Raw genomic sequence first — 19,086 nt, 5'->3', positions numbered from 1 at the left:
AAGCCCGGCGGAGCAGTTCCCGATGCGTAGTCATCTCGGCAGATGAGTGTGCCAAGAGCGCTAATCGGCCTCTATACGCCAGGATTGCAAACGTGCGGTACGCGCGGCTGCCCGCTGTTGACGCTTCGCGGATCGAGGGCGGCACGGCGAGGGGTCTTGCCCTGCTCTCCCTGGCGGTCAGCCATGACCACGCGTTCATGCTGCGGATCTACAGGTCGCGCGCGGCTTGGTCGACGGCGGAAGCGGGATCGGCGCTACGTGCTCGGATCCGTTGTGCCGCCGGCCCACAGGTCCTCGAAGTGGTCGGCGTATCGGTCGAACACCCCGCCCTCGGCCCGGCGCCGAAGATGCAGGGTCACGCTCTCCTGACCGAGTCCGGCACCGATGTGTGTAGCCACCACAGCATCGTCATCGAAGATCCAGACGGAAATGGCGATGTGCCGGTCACTGAAGCGGACCGCTGGCTGCTGCTCTGCCTGAGCCAGTTCGGCCCTGGTCATTGCGATGCGTGTGGAGAGGTCGAGCGGCGTCGCCTCCACCTGCTCGCGGTTCCTCGTGACATCCGATCCGGGGTCGCCCAGTATGAAGCGCACATCCGCCCCGGCGGCTACCTTCGTTGACAGCAGGGCGGGGGCGCTGGGTACGTCGATGAAGACGAAGTACGACGTGTACCCGCCGAACCACAGTCGCCGCTGAGCGCCTTGGATCAGGTTCCCGAAGAACTCGCGTGGCAGGTCGGCCCGGCGAGGGTAGGCTGCGATGATCTCGCGGTCCGCTCCCACCTTGACGGCACGTCGGATGGTTTCCGGCCAGAGCACGTCGACCTCCGTCCCAGGTACACCGCCGAGCGATACGCGTGCCCAGGTGCAGCGGGAACCCCTGCCTACAACTCGGCCGGGTTACCCGTGCTGCCGTCGGTACGGCAGCCCATCAACATCGGCGTATGTCGACCGGATGCCGCCAAGGACGACCCTGTTCAGCCTGCGATGATCCTGGCGACGAACCTCCGCCACGCTTCCGGCTCGAAGGCCAGGGTGCCGCCGTCACGGTCCTTGCTGTCGCGTACGGCGACAACGCCGGGCAGGTTGTCCGCCACCTCCACGCAGTTACCGCCGTTCGAGCCGCTGCGGGTGCTCTTGCGCCAGTGGGCGCCGGTCAGGTCAGCCATGGCCTTGCCTTCAGTAGTTGGATCGACAGGTCACGCGGTAAGGCGTACCCCCGCACAGCATCCCAGACTCGTGTCAGCGAGGCCAGGTGTCCTGGGTCGCTCACCAGGCGTCCGGACGCCTGATCGTCCAGCCACAGCACGTCCGGCGAGTCGTGCATAGAGGCGAGTACGAACCCGGCCAGCCCAGGGTGTACTCCGGCTTCCAGGGGAATCACGTGCACGAACACGTTCGGACGTTCGGCCATCGCGATGATGTGGGCAAGCTGCGGGATCATGAGTTCCGGGTGGCCGCGCATGAGTACGGCCTGGTCGAGCACGAACACGCACATCGGCGGTCGTGGTCGGTCGAAGACGGCCTTCTGTCGCTCCAGTCGCACCCTCACCAGCCGATCTACCTCATCAAGGTGTAGCGGACTACTCGACAGCACCGCACGCGCGTAGTCCTCGGTCTGGAGCAGCCCCGGTACGACGCCTATCTCAAAGCCACGTAGCGAAACGGCCGCCGACTCCTGCTCCCGCCAGGGGCGGAACCACGCCGTGCCCCGCCGCCGGATCGACTCCGGCCACAGCTCTTCGACGTCCTTCCCGAGGGCTTCTGCCGCTGCGGCTCGGTGGCGAGCCTGCGGGATCCGGCCTTCCGCGTCCCATCGTCGGACCGTCTTGGCGTCGATCCCGAGACGCGCGGCGAGTGTCTCGGCGGTCAAGCCCTTGGCGCTCAGGGCGTTGCGCAGGACCTCGTTCATGACCAGCCCTCCTGTAGGGACAATCTGAGTGCCTAATGACCATAGTCGATTGGCCTATCTCTGTCTGTACGCCGCGCACCAGTCTGTTGACATGCGCTGCTGCCTTCCCTGGCGGCCCCAAGTGGGAGGAGATCGGTATGTCATGGGTATGGAGATGGTGGCCGTTCGGTCGGCTCGCTGGGCGCGTCGCGCCCGCCGAGCTGCAACGGTCAGCCTCGCCCCGGCGGGACCCGCTCGGGCAGCACGCGCGAACGCCCCACGTCCCGCCGTCGAGCCTCGCCGGGACACCGATCCGGCCAGCCTGGTACGTCGTACCCACTGCCGCGTACTCGCGGATGACGCTGGGGCAGATGACCGCGTACCGGGTGCCGCGCCAGCTTCACCGGGAGGGCCGGCGATGATGCCGTTGGTGAGCGCGGGAGACGTGCTCGATCTCCTGCCGGGGCAGTACCTCCGAGGCGAGACCATGCCCGATGACCCGCTCTCGGTCCGAGTGGCGCAACTCCCGAACGGAGCCGCCACCTGGGCGGGGGACTGGCTGGCACTCACGGGTACCCGCGACGGTGCCGAGATCGACCTCGTGGTCCACCGCGAGGCGTTGCCGGGGTATCAGGATTTGCAGGTCCACGCCGGGGATCTGGTGTGGTGACGCCGCGCCCGCTCGTTCAGGCCGGCGACCGAATCAAGGTTGAGAGCGGGGCGTACCTGACCGGTGTGCCGGGTCAGTATTTCCTGCGTGAGGGCACGCTCAGCGGCACCGTTACCGAGGTCCCCAACGGGGACTGGCCGGTCTCCGGCAACTGGGTGGCGATCGTGATCGTCGATGACCGTGACGGTCAGCGGGTGCCGGCCATCGTGCAGGACCACTACCTGCCCGGCTTCGTTCCGCGTCAGTCCGGGCTACGCAGCCTCGCGGACCCGACATGGTGAGGGCGCACGGAGAGCTTGAGCACGGCTTCCGTACGCCGCTCTACGACTGCCGCGCCTGCGGCAGGCCCTGGCCGTGCCTTCCCGCACAGTCCGAACTGACCGACCAGTACGCCGGTATGCCGCTCTCCCTGGCCCTGTACCTGGCCTCCTGCTGGGTCGACCTGCTGACCGCCTTCGCGCGGCTGGACACCGGTCAGACTCCCGATGCCCGTGCGACCTGGGAGCGCGTCGTGGGTTGGTCGGTGCCGGTCCTGCGTGGCACGTCGACCAGGGAAAAACCCGATCCGTAGTAGACCCCGCCGATATCTTCCCTACCGGTCGGCGGAACGCTGGGCCGCGATCCACCTCTCCGGATCGCGGCCCAGTCAATTTGTCGTCGGAGGGAATGCGTTGCTGGCGGCAGACGTCTGGCCGTACGGTGAGCGCCGTGGACGCTCGGGGGGCACGTCTCGGCATCGACTTCGGTACGTCGAACACGGTCGCGGTGCTGGCGTTACCCGGTCGCGAGCCCCGGCCCATCCTGTTCGACGGCTCTCCGCTGCTGCCGTCGGCGGTGTGCGCGGATCCGTCGGGGCGGCTGCTGGTCGGCCGGGACGCGCTGCACACCTCACTGGCCTCCCCGGCGTCCTTCGAGCCCTTCCCGAAGCGGTGCATCGACGACGAAACCGTGCTGCTCGGCGAGCAGGACGTGCCGGTGCCGGACCTGATCGCGGCGGCGCTGCGTCGGGTCGCCGCCGAAGCGGCGGTGATCAGCCCCGATCCGATCGTCGAGGTGGTCCTCACCTGCCCGGCGGCCTGGGGAACTCACCGGCGGGCGATCCTGCTCGCGGCCGCCGCCGAGGCACTGTCGACGATACGTCTGGTCACCGAACCGGTCGCGGCCGCGAGTTTCTTCGTCGAGGTCGCCGGAAGCCAGCTTCCGGTCGGACGGTACGCCCTGGTCTACGACTTCGGCGCCGGCACCTTCGACGCCTCGGTGGTGCAGCGTACGGACGACGGCTTCGCGACGGTGGCCGCCGAGGGACTGCCCGACGCCGGGGGTCTCGACATCGACTCGGCGATCGTGGACCGGATCGGCGTCACCATCGGCGTACGGGATCCGGAGACCTGGCAGCGGCTGCTGCGTCCAATGACGACCGGCGACCGGCGGGCGAGCCGCCAACTGTGGGACAACGTACGGGCAGGCAAGGAGATGCTGTCGCGGGCCACCACCACGCTCGTCCACGTTCCGCTGCTGGACGCCGAGGCGCCGCTCGGGCGGGAGGAGGTGGAGGAGATCGCCGCACCGGTCCTCGCCCGTACCGTCAAGGCGGTCCGGTCGGTGCTCGACCGGGCCGGGATCGGGACCGGCGAGGTCGCCGCGGTGTTCCTCGCGGGCGGCTCCAGCCGGATGCCCGCCGTCGCGACGGTGCTGCACCGGGCGCTGGGCATCCAGCCGACCATCGTGGAGCAGCCCGAACTCGCCGTGGCGGAGGGGAGCCTGCGTAGCGTCGAGTCGCCCGCCCGCGCGGAATCCCCGGCGGCGGTGGCCGAGTCACCGACGGACGCCCCGACACCTGCACCGGCGGACGGGCCGGATCCGGCGTCGAGGGCGCGGGCGAGGCGTCATCTCGTACTCGTGGCCGGGTCGGCGCTGGTGCTGACGCTGGTCGCCGCCGCGGCCGTGGCCGGCGCGAACGCCCTCGGCAACGCCGGGAAGAAACCCGCCGCGTCGCCCACCACCGTTGGCGCGTCCGCGACGCCGTCCCCCACCCCGTCGCCGACGCTGTCGGTCGCGCCCCAGATGGACCCGTGCCTGGTCGGCACCTGGCGGTCGACGTCGATGCAGTCGTTCAGCACGATCAGCGGCGACCGGGTGCAGCTTTCCGGCGGCGCCGGCGTCGTCCTGGTCTACAAGCCGGACGGCACGGCCACGCTCGACTACAACAAGAGCCAGGACACCGTCGCGACGCACGACGGCGTCCGGTGGAGTCAGCGGATCAGGGGCACGATCACGATGAGCGTCCGGCACACGGACGGCAAGGAATACCTCAGCAACATCAAGGCCGAGGGGTCCTCGGTGTTGTACCGCGCCGGGAAGCGCGACAACTCGATCCCGTTGTCGTTGCTCCTGGAACCGGAGGAGTACTTCTGCACCGACGACAGGTTGGAGTTCCACAGCACGGGGGTCAGTGCCTGGGCCCGGGTCAGCAGGTAGGGCCCACCCACCTGCCCGCGACGCCACGAGCTACCGCTCGCCGAAGCGATCGGTGCGGGCAAGCGCGCCTTCTGGCTGGCCGCAGGTGTCGATGGGGCCCGCCTGAGCGCTCGGCAGGGTATGAACATTGGGTGAGTTGCAGGCTCGCCACACCGTATTCGGATTCGATAGAAAATGCAGTCCGAGCGACTTCGTGCGACCCTCCTGAAAAGGCGGCAGATGCGCGTTTATCCTTGGCGCCGCCGACAATGGTGTCGGAGGAACCCGGCTGCGGAGCTGATCGATGAGTCGGCTACGGCCGCGTCAAGTCCGACCTTCTTCGCAAACACATCCTCCACTGGCCCGAGTAACAGCTTTATGAGATCAGCGACATGGCCCGTTCACGCGTACCTACCTGACCGACCAGGCTCTCTCGCCGACAATGAGTCCGTTCCCGGTGCGCGTTGTTGCTCATCAGATTGACGGATGTCTACCATCCGGAAATGGACACCGCTCCCAGACCAGGTCGCTTCCGACTGGTGCGTAACAGGATCTTGTTGCTACTCGTGCCGGTGTTGATCGGAGTGACCGCGCCGGCCTCGCCGACGGTGGCGCTGACCACTAAGACGCGCATCTACGTCACCAACTCGGCGTCGAACACCGTGTCTGCGATCGATGCCGGGACCGGGGCCACGCTCGCCACCATCGCCGTCGGCAGCGATCCACTTGGAATCGCCGTCAACCCGGCAGGCACCCGCGCCTACGTCGCCAATTACTACTCGAACTCCGTCACTGTGATCAACACCGCCACCAACACGGTCACCGCCACCATCGGCGTCGGCTCCAACCCCGTCGCGGTCGCCGTCAACCCGGCCGGCAGTCGGGTCTACGCCCTCAACTACGTCGGCAACTCCATGTCCGTGATCGACACCGCGACCAACACGGTGCTCTCCACCATCGGAGTCAGCGCCAGCCCCTATGAGGTGGTCGTCAGCACTTCCGCCGGGGCTCGCGTCTACGCAACCACCGTCGTCTCCGACTATCTGTCGGTGACCGACGCGATGACCAACACGGTCTACGCCAACGCGTCGGTCGGCGCCGACCCGGCCGGCCTCACGGTCAGCCCCGACGGCACCCGGATCTACGTAACGAACTACGCCGGTAACAGCGTCACGGTCGTCAACGCCGAGAACAACAGCGTCGTCACCACCTTCGCCGTCAGCGCCAAGCCGTACGACGTCGCGGTCAGCCCTTCCGGAAAACGCGCCTACGTCACCAGCCATACGCCCAGAGTCGTCTCGGTCGTCGACACCGTCACCAACGCCGTCTTCGCCGTCATCCCCGTCACCGGCGAGCCAGGTGCGATAGCCATCGATCCCGACGGGACACGCGCGTACGTCACCAACAGCGACACGAACACCATTACGGTGATCAACATTGTCACCAACACCGTCGCCGGCACCATCAGTACCGGCCTGGGTCCCTCCCGCCTGGCCCTGGCGTAGCCCGAACACGCCCATGAAGGTATCCGGGTGGTGTTGCCATCCTCTTCCCCAAACCGTGGGAGATGACATTGCCGGCAGGAGCGCTTGCGGTGCTGGTCTGTTCGGCTTCGTCGGTCGTTGATGCGACGAGATCGCCTCGTTTGATTCTGTGTGATTATCCACAACGACCGGCCGGGGCGTCTCTAGCAGCGTTCCTGCACCCGGATCTTGATCGGGACGGTCTGCGTCTCGACCCCGTCCGACGCCCACAGCGCTGCGGTGTAGAGCCCGACCGGGGTCGGCGGCACGGACACCGGGACCAGGGCGAGCACGTTGTGGTCGTCATTCGATCCGGGTGGAATGAACGCGTGCGGCGTGCCGGCTGTCGAGCCGGCCGGCAGTTCCGTCGCGGTGACCTCGATCGGTGCCGACCAGCTTCCCTGGATCACGATCAGGAAGTACGTGTTCCGGCCGTACCTGGCGTCGACACAGATGGCCTGCTGGTAGTCGAGCAGTTTCCAGGTGACCGGGGCGGCGGCGTGCGTGGCCATGGTGCTCGCCGTGGCGCCGCCGCCCGCTGCCGCAGCCGGTGGGCCGCTGAACAGTGCCAGCGCCAGCCCGGTCGTCAGGCCGAGTGCCAACCTCACGTAACGCTGCGTCGATTTCACAACCAACCCCCTGAACGATCGTGCGGCGTGCACCCCGTTCGTCTCTCGACCCGCCGCATCTGAAGTGGGTAGCCATACCTCGATCATCGATGGATCGTCAGGACACACGCACCGCTCGTGCGGGTTGCGCGTCGCAATCCGATGGCGCTGTGGCGAGCCGTACCGGCAACAAAATAGGCGACGAATCTCAGCCGAATCTCGGAGACGTCGGCTGCACCGGCATCGATGTCGAAGAGTCGGAGCATAGGTCATTGCTCGACATAGGTCGCCGTACGACGTATGGTCGTCGGCATGGAGATGCGGGAAGCGACCTACTTCATCCTGGCCGCCCTACAGGGCGAGCCACGGCACGGCTACGCGATCATGAGGTTCGCGATCGACTCGTCCGGCGGCCGCGTCAAGCTGTCGACCGGCACGCTCTACACGGCACTCGACCGGCTGAACACCGCCGGCCTGATCGAAACCGACCGCCAGGAAGTGGTCGACGGTCGAGCCCGCCGCTACTACCGGCTCACCGACTCCGGCAGGTCGGCGCTGCTGGCCGAAGCCGCCCGGCTCGCCGAGATGTCCCGCGTCGTCACCGGCCGGACCACCGCCGCCGGACAGCCCGCCGCCGAACCGTCCCGGTCCCGGCGGCCCGGTGGCGCCCAGGTGCGGCCGGCATGAACAACGAATCCGTGCTGCGCCGCCGCATCAACCTGCTGCTGCGGGCCTACCCGACCGGGTACCGGTCCGAACGCGGCGAGGAGATCGCCGGAACCATGCTCGATGTCGCCGCGCCCGGCCAGAGGTGGCCGTCGGCACGCGAGGTCGGCGGAGTGCTGCTCGGCGCGGCCCGGCTGCGCGGCCACAGCACCGACCTCCCGTTGCCGACACTGGTGCGGCACGCGCTACAACTGGCCGTCATCGGCGTGACGATTCCGCTCGTGATCGCCCACCGCCCGTACGAGATCTTTCCCCACCTGCCGTACCGCGGCCAGCTGGTCGCCTGGGTAGTGCCGTACGCGCTCATGGTGGGTGGCCTGGTCGCGGCGGCCATGGGCGCGTACGGAACCAGCCTCGCCGTGCTCGGCGGAACGTACGCCCTCCAGCATTTCAGCGGCGGTCTGGCCGTGGACGGCGTGCCCATCGGCCCGTACTGGACGGACTCCTACTATCTTCCCGGCGTCCTGCTCGGCGTGCTGCTGCTGTGGCGGTTGGTCGATCGACTCCGGCCCCGCGCGACGGTCGTCCAGCCCGGCCGTCTCCATCGCGCACCGCCGTTCAGTGTCGTGACGATGGTGCTGATCACCGCAGTGGTTCCGATCCTGAACATGACGCTGCTCCCGCTGCCCCAGGGCGGCCTCTGGTGGCAGTACCAACTCCACAACTTCGCGCCCTACCTCATCCTGATCGCGTTCGTGGGGATCGACCCACGCGTTCCCCTGGCCGGTGCGGCCCTGGCGATCCTCGACAACAGTCACCTCTTCCACACCGTCTTCGGCCCCGACCAGTACCCGCAGCGTGACGTGTTGAAGGCCGTACTGGTGCTCGGTGGGGCGCTGGCCGCCGCCGTGGTCCTGGCCGCCGCGAGCGTGCTGGCCCGGTGGCGCCTGTCCCGCGACTGACTCCGCCAGGCAAGACAGAACCGGCCCGGACCACAGCGGTCCGGGCCGGTTCTTCGTACGGTCGCTTCGTTCGGGCTACTCCGGGACCCGGCGGTACGCGCCGTCGCTGGCCGAGGTCGCCATCGAGGCGTACGCGCGCAGTGCCGCCGACACCGGGCGCTGCCGGTCCACCGGCGTGTACGGCTTGTCGCGCTTCTCCTGGGCCACCCGTCGGGCGTCCAGCACCTCGGCCGGCACGTTCAGCTCGATCGACCGGGTCGGGATATCGATCACGATCTCGTCGCCCGGCTCGACCAGGGCGATCAGGCCGCCGCCGGCCGCCTCGGGGGAGATGTGCCCGATGGACAGGCCCGAGGTGCCGCCGGAGAACCGGCCGTCGGTGATCAGGGCGCAGTCGCGGCCGAGGCCCCGGCCCTTGAGGAACGAGGTCGGGTAGAGCATCTCCTGCATGCCCGGCCCGCCCTTGGGGCCCTCGTACCGGATGACCACCACGTCACCGGCGACGATCTCCTTGGCCAGGATGGCGCTGACCGCGTCGTCCTGGGACTCGTACACCTTGGCCGGGCCACGGAAGCTGAGCCGGTCGGCGGGGACACCGGCGGTCTTGACCACGGATCCCTCCGGGGCCAGGTTGCCGTGCAGGATGGCGAGCCCGCCGTCGACCGTGTACGCGTGCTCCCGGTCGCGCAGGCAGCCGTTGGCCGCGTCGGTGTCCAGGGTCGCCCACCGGTTCGTGGTGGAGAACGCCTCGGTGGTGCGGACCCCGCCGGGGGCGGCGTGGAACAGCTCGACCGCCTCGGGGGTGGGGCTGCCGCCCCGGATGTCCCAGTCGGCGAGCCACCTGTCCAGGGTGGGGGAGTGCACCGAGTGCACGTCCCGGTGGAGCAGACCGGCGCGGTCCAGCTCACCCATGATCGCCGGGATGCCGCCGGCCCGGTGCACGTCCTCCATGTGGTACTTCGGGGAGTTCGGTGCGACCTTGGCCAGGCAGGGGACCCGGCGGGAGATGGCGTCGATGTCGGCGACGGTGAAGTCCAGCTCGGCTTCGCGGGCGGCGGCGAGCAGGTGCAGCACGGTGTTGGTCGAGCCGCCCATCGCCACGTCGAGCGCGACCGCGTTCTCGAAGGCGGCACGGGAGGCGACCGAGCGGGGCAGGACCGAGGCGTCGTCGCCGTCGTACCAGCGCTTGGAGATCTCCACGATGGTCCGGCCGGCCTCCTCGAAGAGTGCCTTGCGCGCGGCATGGGTGGCCAGGACCGAGCCGTTGCCCGGCAGGGCCAGGCCGATCGCCTCGGTGAGGCAGTTCATCGAGTTGGCGGTGAACATGCCGGAGCAGGAGCCGCAGGTCGGGCAGGCGGAGCGTTCGATCTCGCCGAGCTGGGCGTCGGTGACCGCGTCGTTGGACGAGGCGATCATGGCGTCGATCAGGTCGATCTTGTCGTGGACGATGCCCTCGATCGCGATCGTCTTGCCGGCCTCCATCGGGCCGCCGGAGACGAAGACGGTCGGGATGTTGAGCCGGAGCGCGGCCAGCAGCATCCCCGGGGTGATCTTGTCGCAGTTCGAGATGCAGACCAGGGCATCCGCGCAGTGCGCGTTGACCATGTACTCGACCGCGTCCGCGATCAACTCGCGGCTGGGCAGCGAGTAGAGCATGCCGCCGTGGCCCATCGCGATGCCGTCGTCGACGGCGATGGTGTTGAACTCCCGGCCGACCCCGCCCGCCTGCGCCACCGACTCGGCGACCAGGCCGCCGAGGTCCTTGAGGTGTACGTGACCGGGTACGAACTGGGTGAAGCTGTTGGCGATGGCCACGATCGGCTTACCGAAGTCGTCGTCGGTCATCCCGGTGGCGCGCCAGAGTGCACGGGCCCCGGCCATCGTCCGGCCATGAGTGGAGGTCTTGGACCGCAGGTCAGGCATTGCACCAGTGTTACACCGTCGGGGCGGAACCGGCCTGCTCGGCGCCGCCGCGTCCAGAAAGCGGGATGCCCGCGACCCGGTGCCGGCGGGAGACCCGACGTGCCGGGTCGACCACTCCGGGCGAAATCCGGTACGTCCGGCTGGTCAATCCTGCACACCCCGTCCCCCACGGAACGGTTCGTATCCGGCACAGTGGATGAGTGCAACTCCCCTCGGGCGTCGTTTTCGTCGCGGTGGCGAGTGGGCTCGCGGCGGTCGCGGCTGCGTCGGTGTTGATCTCTTCGGGACTCCGGCGAACCGATTCCCGCCGCCCGGCCCACCTGCTGCTGGCGTCCGGTGCCGCGCTGGCCGCCCTGAGCGCGGTCGCCGGCCTGGTCGGCATCCTCGGGATGGCCGATCACTGGGGTCACCACCAGCACCAGCGGATGACGCTCGCCACCCTGGTCGCGGTCGGGCTGGCCGCCAGCGGGGTGCTGCTCCTGGCCGGGGTGCTGCGGCTGCCGGGCGTCGCCCGTACCCGCTCGGAGACGCTCCGGCTGGTCCTGGACGGGCTGGTGATCGGGGCGGCGCTCTGGTTCGTCGGCTGGGTGCTCGCCGCCGAACCGACCCGGGTGCTCGGCGACTGGACCCCACGGGCCTGCCCGGCCATCCTGCTCGCCACGATCACCGCCGCCGAGGCGATCGGGATGACCTTCGTGGTCGGCGTACGGTCGTCCCGCCCGCGCCGGCAACCGGTCCTGATCGGCGCTGGCGTGACCCTGGTCGGATTGGCCGGGCTGGGGCTGGCGGTCGGGATCTGCCAGGCCGGGCCGGTGGTGGCGCTCACCGGCGCCGCCCTGATGCCGGTCGGCTTCCTGCTGGTGCTCCTCGGAGAGCGGGCCCCCGAGCCGGTCGGGGAGCCCGACCCCGACTCGGTCAGCAACGGCACCGGCTACGCCTTCCTGCCGATGCTCGCGATGGCGGTATCGGCCATGTACCACCTGCTCAGGATGGGCGACTTCACCGTGCTCGGGATCATCTCCGGCACCGTGGAGGGCTTCGCCCTGGTGGCCCGGCAGTCGGTGGCGCTGCGCGACGTACGGGCGTACGCGGGGCGGCTGGCCGAGCGGGAGGCGCACTTCCGGGAGCTGGCGCACACCGACCCGTTGACCGGGTTGGCGAACCGTCGGGGGCTGCTGCGCGCCCTGCACCAGGAGTCGGCGTCCGGGGCTCCGTGCGTACTCCTGGGTCTTGATCTCGATGGTTTCAAGAACGTGAACGACCTGCACGGTCACGATGTCGGGGACGCGGTCCTGGTCGAGGTCGCCCAGCGGCTGCGGCAGAACCTGCGCCCCGGCGACGTCGCCGCCCGGCTCGGCGGGGACGAGTTCGCGGTGCTGATGTGGGCCGGGCCGCCGGAGGCGCAACGGGTCGCCGAGCGGCTGCTCGGCATCCTCGGCCGTCCCTACGACCAGCCGGTCGGGCGGATCTTCGTCTCGGTCAGTGTCGGGGTGGCCGCCCAGTCCACCGCCCCGGAGGTGGATGCGCTGCTGCGCAACGCCGACCTGGCCCTGCGGTACGCCAAGCAGCGCGGCAAGAACCGGGTCGAGTGCTACGACATCGCCTACGACCGCCTGCTGCGCCGCCGGACCACCCTCGAACACGAGATGCGCGGCGCGATCGAGCGCAACGAGCTGCACCTCGCCTTCCAACCCGTGGTGGCGGTCCCGTCGGTCCGCCCGGTCGGCGCCGAGGCGCTGCTCCGCTGGCATCATCCCGACCTCGGCAGCGTCCGGCCGGACGAGTTCATCCCGCTGGCCGAGGAGTGCGGCATGATCGCCCAACTCGGCGCCTGGGTGCTGAACCAGGCCTGCCACCAGTTGTCGCTCTGGCTGGCCGACGGGCACGACGTCTGGGTGTCGGTGAACGTCTCACCGAAGGAACTGCACGCCCCGGAATACGTGGTGCAGGTGGCCGAGGCGCTGCGGGCCCACCGGGTGCCGCCGCAGCGGCTGGTGCTGGAGGTGACCGAGCACGCGGTCGCGACCGACCTGGACGAGCTGATCCGCCGGCTCGCCGCGCTGCGCGCCACCGGCGTACGGATCGCGCTGGACGACTTCGGCGCCGGGTACTCGTCGCTGGGGCAGCTGCGCCGGCTGCCGATCGACATCCTCAAGATCGACCACAGTCTGGTCGCCGAGCAGGAGCCGATCCGCCCCCCGGAGAACGGTGAACGGCGGGTCTTCGCGCCCATGGTCGACGTGGTCATGCGACTCGGCCACCAGCTCGGTCTGGAGGTCATCGCCGAGGGGGTGACCAACCCGTTGGAGTTGGCCGCGGTGGTCGAGGCCGGCTGCCGGTTCGGTCAGGGACAGCTGTTCGGCTGGGGTGTGCCGGCCGAGCACCTGGAGGCGATGCTCGACGCCGCGACCTCGCCCGGAGCCCGCGCGGTGCCCGCACCGCGAAACCGGGCTGCCCAGAATCTGGGATCAGTTGACTCATCGCGTGAGATGCGTCAGGCTTAGCCCCATGTCGTCGACCAGGTCGTTTCGAGTACTTACCTGAGCGCACTCTCACGTTCGAGAGTGCGCTGGCCCCGTGCATCTGCACGAGGGCCGTTTTTATTGGTCAACTCCCAGTCATCGAGGCGGGTTCCCAACCTCGGCCGGAGCGCCCAGCCCGTGTGAGCGGGCGTCCGGCAGGCGGGTTCCCCCTCATCGAGCGGACTTCCTCCGCACACGCGCCAACGCTGACAACCGCAACGCGCCAACGCTGACAGCCGATCTGAGTTAGGCCTGAATCGCTATGACGAGACCCACGCCAGAGACCCTCGCCCACACCGCCCGCCGTACCCGGCCGAGCACCGAGCCGGTAACCGATCCCGCGGACCAGTTCGCCCGGCGTACCCGGTCCGGCGGTGTCGAGGGTGACCCGGCGACCCGGCGGGCCCGGCCGGACGGCGCCGACGCCGCCCCGCTGCCCGGATCGGTCCCCGGCCCCCTGCGGTCGGTCGCCCCGGTGCCGGTCAGCGGCGCGGGATCACTGGTCAAGTCGCTTGAGGCGCTCGGCGTGGACGTCGCGTTCGGCATCCCCGGCGGCGCGATCCTGCCCGCGTACGACCCGCTCTACGATTCGTCGGTGCGGCACATCCTGGTCCGGCACGAGCAGGGCGCCGGCCACGCGGCGACCGGCTACGCCCAGGCCACCGGCAAGGTCGGGGTCTGCATCGCCACCTCCGGCCCCGGGGCGACCAACCTGGTCACCCCGATCGCCGACGCCTACATGGACTCGGTGCCGATGGTCGCGATCACCGGTCAGGTGGCCCGCCCGTCGATCGGTACGGACGCCTTCCAGGAAGCCGACATCCAGGGCATCACGCTGCCGATCACCAAGCACAACTTCCTGGTCCAGACCCCGGAGGAGATCCCGAGGGTGCTGGCCGAGGCGTTCCACCTGGCCTCCACCGGCCGCCCCGGCCCGGTCCTGGTCGACATCCCCAAGGACGTGCTCCAGGCGCAGACCACGTTCTCCTGGCCGCCCACCCTGGACCTGCCCGGCTACCGGCCGACCCTGCACCCGCACGGCAAGCAGATCCGCGAGGCGGCCCGGCTGATCGCCGCCGCCCGCCGTCCGGTGCTCTACGTCGGCGGCGGCGTGCTCAAGGCCGGCGCCACCGAGGGGCTGCTCCGGCTCGCCGAGCTGACCGGCATCCCGGTGGTGACCACCCTGATGGCCCGTGGCGCGTTCCCGGACTCGCACCCGCAGCACCTGGGCATGCCGGGCATGCACGGCACCGTCGCCGCCGTGTACGGGCTCCAGAAGGCCGACCTGATCGTGGCGCTCGGGGCCAGGTTCGACGACCGGGTGACCGGCAAGCTGGACTCGTTCGCCCCCGGTGCGGCGATCGTGCACGCCGACATCGACCCGGCCGAGATCGGCAAGAACCGGGCCGCCGACGTGCCGATCGTCGGTGACGCGAAGCACGTGATCGACGAGCTGATCGAGGCGATTCGGACCGGTGCCGCCGCCGCCGAGCGGCCGGCGGGCCGGGGCGCGGGTGACCGTACCGAGTGGTGGGCGCAGCTCGACGACCTGCGCGAGCGTTACCCGCTCGGTTACGACGAGCCCTCCGACGGCACCCTCGCCCCGCAGTACGTGATCAAGCGGCTGGGCGAGCTGGCTGGCCCGGATGCCATCTACGTGGCCGGTGTGGGCCAGCACCAGATGTGGGCGTCGCAGTTCATCTCGTACGAGAAGCCGAACACCTGGCTGAACTCCGGTGGCCTGGGCACCATGGGCTACGCGGTGCCGGCGGCGATGGGCGCCAAGGTCGGCCGGCCGGACACGATGGTCTGGGCGGTGGACGGCGACGGCTGCTTCCAGATGACCAACCAGGAGCTGGCCACCTGCGCCCTGGAGGGCATCCCGATCAAGGTCGCTGTGATCAACAACGGCAACCTGGGCATGGTCCGGCAGTGGCAGACCCTGTTCTACGGGGAGCGCTACTCCAACACCGACCTCGGCACCCACAAGCACCGGATCCCGGACTTCGTGAAGCTCGCCGAGGCGCTCGGCTGCATCGGGCTGCGCTGCGAGACCGCGGAGGACGTGGACAAGACCATCGAGGCCGCGATGGCGATCAACGACGCCCCGGTCGTGATCGACTTCGTGGTCGGCAAGGACGCGATGGTCTGGCCGATGGTCGCCGCCGGGACCAGCAACGACGAGATCATGTTCGCCCGGGGTGTCCGCCCCGCGTTCGAAGACGACGACCTGTGAAGCGACGACCTGTTCAGTCACGACCCGTGAGGCGGAGTACGACATGACCATGCACACGCTCTCCGTGCTGGTGGAGAACAAGCCCGGCGTGCTGGCCCGGGTCGGCGGGCTCTTCTCCCGCCGTGGCTTCAACATCGACTCGCTGGCGGTCGGGGAGACCGAGAACCCGGACGTCTCCCGGATCACCATCGTGGTCAACGCCGACTCCTCACCCCTGGAGCAGGTGACCAAGCAGCTCAACAAGCTGGTCAACGTACTGAAGATCGTCGAACTGGATCCGGCCGTGTCGGTTGCCCGGGAACTGGTGCTGGTCAAGGTGCGGGCCGATCGGGCGGCCCGGGCCCAGGTGCTGGAGACGGTGAACCTGTTCCGCGCCCGGGTGGTCGACGTCGCGCCGGACACCCTCACGATCGAGGCGACCGGCACACCCGACAAGCTGGACGCGCTCCTGCGCGACCTGGAACCGTTCGGAATCAAGGAAATGGTGCAGTCCGGTCTGGTGGCGATCGGGCGCGGCTCGCGTTCGATCACCACCGGTTCGGCGTTGCGTGCCGCTTAGGTCCGGCGGCCCGGCCACCGGGCGCCGCATGAAAGGGAAGTCATGAGCATCGAGATTTACTACGACGACGACGCCGACCTGGCTCTCATCCAGGACAAGAAGGTCGCCGTGCTCGGCTACGGCAGCCAGGGCCACGCCCACGCGCTGTCGCTGCGCGACTCGGGTGTCGACGTGGTGATCGGCCTGCCGGAGGGCTCCAAGAGCCGGGTCAAGGCCGAGGAGCAGGGCCTGCGGGTGCTGACCCCGGCGCAGGCGTCGGCCGAGGCTGACGTGATCATGGTGCTCGCGCCGGACACCGCGCAGCGCTCGCTCTACACCGAGGCGATCGAGCCGAACCTGACCGCCGGCAAGGCGCTCTTCTTCGGCCACGGCCTCAACATCCGGTACGGCTTCATCACCCCGCCGGCCAACGTCGACGTGGCGATGGTCGCGCCGAAGGGCCCCGGTCACCTGGTCCGCCGCCAGTACGTCGACGGCAAGGGCGTGCCGGTGCTGGTCGCGGTCGAGCAGGACGCCTCTGGTACGGCGCTCGCGCTCGCCCTCGCGTACGCCAAGGGGATCGGTGGCACCCGCGCGGGCGCGATCAGGACCACCTTCAAGGAGGAGACCGAGACCGACCTCTTCGGCGAGCAGGCGGTCCTCTGCGGCGGCGCGTCGGCGCTGGTGCAGACCGGTTTCGAGGTGCTCACCGAGGCCGGCTACGCCCCGGAGATCGCCTACTTCGAGTGCCTGCACGAGCTGAAGCTGATCGTCGACCTGATGTACGAGGGCGGCATCGCCCGGATGCGCTACAGCGTCTCCGACACCGCCGAGTACGGCGACTACTCGCGCGGCCCGCGCGTCATCGACTCCCGGGTCAAGGACGAGATGCGCAAGATCCTGGCCGAGGTCCAGTCCGGCGAGTTCGCTCGGGAGTGGATCGCCGAGGACGACAACGGCCGGCCGAACTTCAACAAGTGGCGCTCCGAGGGTGCGGCGCACCCGATCGAGGAGACCGGCAAGAAGCTGCGCGGCATGATGAGCTGGGTCGACCGCCCGCTCACCGAAACGGCCTGACGGCAGGCCGGTCCCTCGGCCTCCGACGACCGATCCGACGGCCTTCGGCCGGCGTAACCGATCACGGCGCCCCCGTCGTGGTGGATTTCCACCACCGGGGGCGCTGTGTCGTTCCACGGCGGGTCACCATGCGTTTACGATCGCTGGGGGCCGATGTTTCCGTCAGGTAACACGGCACCGTACCGGCACCAGCACCGTACGACCACCAGCACCGTTACGGCCATCGCCGGCCCGGCGCGGGGGCGCAGAGCGGCGTCCCGTACGTCGCGGCCGATCGCCTCGACGACTAGAGGACGCATGAAGCCTGTCGTACTGATCGCCGAAGAACTCGCTCCCGCCGCCGTCGACGTACTCGCCCACGACTTCGACGTACGTCACGTCGACGGCACCGACCGCCCCGCCCTGCTCGCCGCCCTCGGCTCGGCCCACGCCGTGATCGTGCGCAGCGCCACCCAGATCGACCGGGAGGCGGTCGCCGCCGCACCGCGGCTCAGGGTGGTCGCCCGCGCCGGGGTCGGACTGGACAACGTGGAGGTGCCCGCCGCCACGGCCCGGGGCGTGATGGTGGTGAACGCGCCGACCTCGAACATCGTCTCCGCCGCCGAGCAGGCGATCGCGCTGCTGCTCGCCGTCGCCCGGAACACCGCCAGCGCCAGTGCCGCGCTGAAGGCGGGGGAGTGGCGACGGTCCCGCTACACCGGGGTCGAGATCCAGGGCAAGACCGTGGGGGTGGTCGGGCTGGGCCGGATCGGGGTGCTGTTCGCCGCCCGGATGGCCGCGTTCGGGACGAAGCTGATCGCGTACGACCCGTACATCCAGCCGGCGCGGGCCGCGCAGCTCGGAGTGCGACTGGTGACCCTGGAGGAGCTGCTGCGGGAGAGCGACTTCATCTCCATCCACCTGCCGAAGACACCGGAGACGGTGGGGCTGATCGGCGAGAAGGAACTCGCGATGGTCAAGCCGGGCGTGCGGATCGTCAACGCCGCGCGCGGAGGGCTGGTCGACGAACAGGCCCTCGCGGACGCGATCGCCGAGGGCCGGGTCGGCGGCGCCGGCATCGACGTCTACAGCAAGGAACCGTGTACGGCGTCGCCACTGTTCGCCTTCGACAACGTGGTCGCCACCCCGCACCTGGGCGCCTCGACGGCGGAGGCGCAGGACAAGGCCGGGTTGGCGGTGGCGCGCAGTGTGAAGCTCGCGTTGCAGGGCGAGTTCGTACCGGACGCGGTGAACGTGCAGGCCGGTGGGGTGGTGGCCGAGGACGTACGGCCGCTGTTGCCGCTGGCCGAGCGCCTCGGCAAGGTCTTCACGGCGGTCGCCGGTGGGGTGGCGGCCAGCGTCACGGTCGAGGTACGCGGTGAGATCGTCGCCCACGAGGTTTCGGTGCTGAAGCTCGCCGCCACCAAGGGTCTGTTCGCTTCGGTCGTCTCCGAGCAGGTGACGTACGTCAACGCCCCGCACATCGCGGCCGAGCGCGGCGTCGAGGTGGCCCTGACCACGCCCGGCGACACGATCGACCACCCGAACCTGGTGACCCTGGCCGGTGCGCTGCCGGACGGCCGCACGGTGTCGGTCTCCGGGACGGTGACCAGCACCGCCACCCGGGACAGTTTCCGGCTGACCGAGGTCGACGGCTTCGACCTGGAGCTGGGTGCCGAGGGCATCCTGCTCTTCCTCCGGTACGCCGACCGGCCCGGTGTGGTGGGCCTGGTCGGCTCGATCCTCGGCGACGCCGGAGTGAACATTGCCGCCATGCAGGTGGCCCGGCGTGAGGCCGGCGGTGAGGCGCTGATGACGTTGACCGTCGACTCGCCGGTCGGCGCGGACCTGCTCACCTCGGCGGCCGACTCGATCGGCGCGGTCGCCGCCAGCGTGGCCGACCTGCGCGAGGAATAGCCACCGGTACGGGTGAAACAGGCCCGGGGGGGGGGGGGGGGGGGGGGGGGGGGGGGGGGGGGGGGGGGGGGGGGGGGGGGGGGGGGGGGGGGGGGGGGGGGGGGGGGGGGGGGGGGGG

19 protein-coding genes are annotated in these 19,086 nt (G+C 69.8%); 13 read left to right on the top strand and 6 right to left on the bottom strand.

Going from position 1 to position 19,086, the window contains the following annotated elements; genetic code table 11:
• Positions 1–254 precede the first annotated feature (254 nt).
• The 3 genes from ACZ6QQ_RS07685 to ACZ6QQ_RS07675 all read right to left on the bottom strand — a co-directional run bounded on the left by ACZ6QQ_RS07685 (position 255) and on the right by ACZ6QQ_RS07675 (position 1,911).
• Positions 255–818, bottom strand: a complete 564-nt coding sequence (locus ACZ6QQ_RS07685; RefSeq protein ID WP_465875067.1) for an XRE family transcriptional regulator — start codon at positions 816–818, stop codon at positions 255–257.
• Positions 819–976: 158 nt separating this feature from the next.
• Positions 977–1,168, bottom strand: coding sequence for a DUF397 domain-containing protein (locus ACZ6QQ_RS07680; protein ID WP_465875066.1), 192 nt, complete (start codon positions 1,166–1,168; stop codon positions 977–979).
• Positions 1,156–1,911: a helix-turn-helix domain-containing protein gene (locus ACZ6QQ_RS07675; protein WP_465875065.1), complete on the bottom strand. Its 756-nt coding sequence runs from the start codon at positions 1,909–1,911 to the stop codon at positions 1,156–1,158. Before ACZ6QQ_RS07675 ends, ACZ6QQ_RS07680 begins: the two co-directional genes overlap by 13 nt.
• A gap of 137 nt (positions 1,912–2,048) precedes the next feature.
• On the opposite strand from ACZ6QQ_RS07675, the gene ACZ6QQ_RS07670 reads away from it, so the two are divergent.
• The 6 genes from ACZ6QQ_RS07670 to ACZ6QQ_RS07645 all read left to right on the top strand — a co-directional run bounded on the left by ACZ6QQ_RS07670 (position 2,049) and on the right by ACZ6QQ_RS07645 (position 6,522).
• On the top strand, positions 2,049–2,312 hold the full coding sequence (locus ACZ6QQ_RS07670) for a hypothetical protein (RefSeq protein ID WP_465875064.1): 264 nt from the start codon (positions 2,049–2,051) through the stop codon (positions 2,310–2,312).
• Between the two features lie 8 nt (positions 2,313–2,320).
• A complete protein-coding gene (locus ACZ6QQ_RS07665) occupies positions 2,321–2,560 on the top strand; it encodes a hypothetical protein (RefSeq protein WP_465875063.1) in 240 nt (79 codons plus the stop codon).
• The gene (locus tag ACZ6QQ_RS07660; protein WP_465875062.1) at positions 2,554–2,841 is read left to right on the top strand and encodes a hypothetical protein; all 288 of its coding nucleotides are present in this window, start codon (positions 2,554–2,556) and stop codon (positions 2,839–2,841) included. Before ACZ6QQ_RS07665 ends, ACZ6QQ_RS07660 begins: the two co-directional genes overlap by 7 nt.
• Entirely contained in the window at positions 2,835–3,131 is a 297-nt protein-coding gene (locus ACZ6QQ_RS07655) for a hypothetical protein (protein WP_465875061.1), read from the top strand. The genes ACZ6QQ_RS07660 and ACZ6QQ_RS07655 overlap by 7 nt, the downstream gene beginning before the upstream one ends.
• 137 nt (positions 3,132–3,268) lie before the next feature.
• Positions 3,269–5,038: an Hsp70 family protein gene (locus ACZ6QQ_RS07650; protein WP_465875060.1), complete on the top strand. Its 1,770-nt coding sequence runs from the start codon at positions 3,269–3,271 to the stop codon at positions 5,036–5,038.
• 518 nt (positions 5,039–5,556) lie between these two features.
• The gene (locus ACZ6QQ_RS07645; RefSeq protein ID WP_465875059.1) at positions 5,557–6,522 is read left to right on the top strand and encodes a beta-propeller fold lactonase family protein; all 966 of its coding nucleotides are present in this window, start codon (positions 5,557–5,559) and stop codon (positions 6,520–6,522) included.
• A 182-nt stretch (positions 6,523–6,704) separates the two neighbouring features.
• Here ACZ6QQ_RS07645 and ACZ6QQ_RS07640 read toward each other — a convergent pair whose 3' ends face one another.
• On the bottom strand, positions 6,705–7,148 hold the full coding sequence (locus ACZ6QQ_RS07640) for a DUF5980 family protein (RefSeq protein WP_465875058.1): 444 nt from the start codon (positions 7,146–7,148) through the stop codon (positions 6,705–6,707).
• Between the two features lie 312 nt (positions 7,149–7,460).
• Here ACZ6QQ_RS07640 and ACZ6QQ_RS07635 point away from each other — a divergent pair, with 312 nt between their 5' ends.
• Both ACZ6QQ_RS07635 and ACZ6QQ_RS07630 read left to right on the top strand, forming a co-directional pair.
• Positions 7,461–7,835 (top strand): PadR family transcriptional regulator, encoded by a 375-nt coding sequence (locus ACZ6QQ_RS07635; RefSeq protein ID WP_465875057.1) that lies wholly within the window; start codon positions 7,461–7,463, stop codon positions 7,833–7,835.
• The gene (locus ACZ6QQ_RS07630; RefSeq protein ID WP_465875056.1) at positions 7,832–8,776 is read left to right on the top strand and encodes a hypothetical protein; all 945 of its coding nucleotides are present in this window, start codon (positions 7,832–7,834) and stop codon (positions 8,774–8,776) included. Before ACZ6QQ_RS07635 ends, ACZ6QQ_RS07630 begins: the two co-directional genes overlap by 4 nt.
• 75 nt (positions 8,777–8,851) lie before the next feature.
• Here ACZ6QQ_RS07630 and ilvD read toward each other — a convergent pair whose 3' ends face one another.
• Positions 8,852–10,699 (bottom strand): dihydroxy-acid dehydratase, encoded by a 1,848-nt coding sequence (ilvD, locus tag ACZ6QQ_RS07625; protein WP_465875055.1) that lies wholly within the window; start codon positions 10,697–10,699, stop codon positions 8,852–8,854.
• Between the two features lie 200 nt (positions 10,700–10,899).
• Between ilvD and ACZ6QQ_RS07620 the strand changes: the two genes are divergently transcribed.
• From ACZ6QQ_RS07620 to ilvC, 4 genes are all read left to right on the top strand, one after another.
• Complete coding sequence (locus ACZ6QQ_RS07620) at positions 10,900–13,203, top strand: putative bifunctional diguanylate cyclase/phosphodiesterase (protein WP_465875054.1); 2,304 nt, start codon at positions 10,900–10,902, stop codon at positions 13,201–13,203.
• Positions 13,204–13,483: 280 nt separating this feature from the next.
• The gene (locus tag ACZ6QQ_RS07615) at positions 13,484–15,457 is read left to right on the top strand and encodes an acetolactate synthase large subunit (protein WP_465875052.1); all 1,974 of its coding nucleotides are present in this window, start codon (positions 13,484–13,486) and stop codon (positions 15,455–15,457) included.
• Positions 15,458–15,500: 43 nt separating this feature from the next.
• On the top strand, positions 15,501–16,016 hold the full coding sequence (gene ilvN / locus ACZ6QQ_RS07610; protein ID WP_465875051.1) for an acetolactate synthase small subunit: 516 nt from the start codon (positions 15,501–15,503) through the stop codon (positions 16,014–16,016).
• 42 nt (positions 16,017–16,058) lie between these two features.
• Positions 16,059–17,072 carry a ketol-acid reductoisomerase gene (ilvC, locus tag ACZ6QQ_RS07605; RefSeq protein WP_465875050.1) on the top strand — a complete coding sequence of 338 codons (1,014 nt, stop codon included), beginning with the start codon at positions 16,059–16,061 and terminating at the stop codon, positions 17,070–17,072.
• Between the two features lie 134 nt (positions 17,073–17,206).
• On the opposite strand, the gene ACZ6QQ_RS07600 is transcribed toward ilvC, so the two are convergent.
• Positions 17,207–17,371, bottom strand: a complete 165-nt coding sequence (locus tag ACZ6QQ_RS07600; RefSeq protein ID WP_465875049.1) for a hypothetical protein — start codon at positions 17,369–17,371, stop codon at positions 17,207–17,209.
• On the opposite strand from ACZ6QQ_RS07600, the gene serA reads away from it, so the two are divergent.
• Positions 17,370–18,968, top strand: coding sequence for a phosphoglycerate dehydrogenase (gene serA / locus ACZ6QQ_RS07595; RefSeq protein WP_465875048.1), 1,599 nt, complete (start codon positions 17,370–17,372; stop codon positions 18,966–18,968). The two genes, ACZ6QQ_RS07600 and serA, sit on opposite strands and share 2 nt — an antisense overlap.
• Positions 18,969–19,086 lie beyond the last annotated feature (118 nt).

Source organism: Micromonospora sp. NPDC049529 (assembly GCF_055586685.1).
Note: the sequence above shows the minus strand (reverse complement) of the source record. Positions and strands in the feature narration are given on the sequence as shown.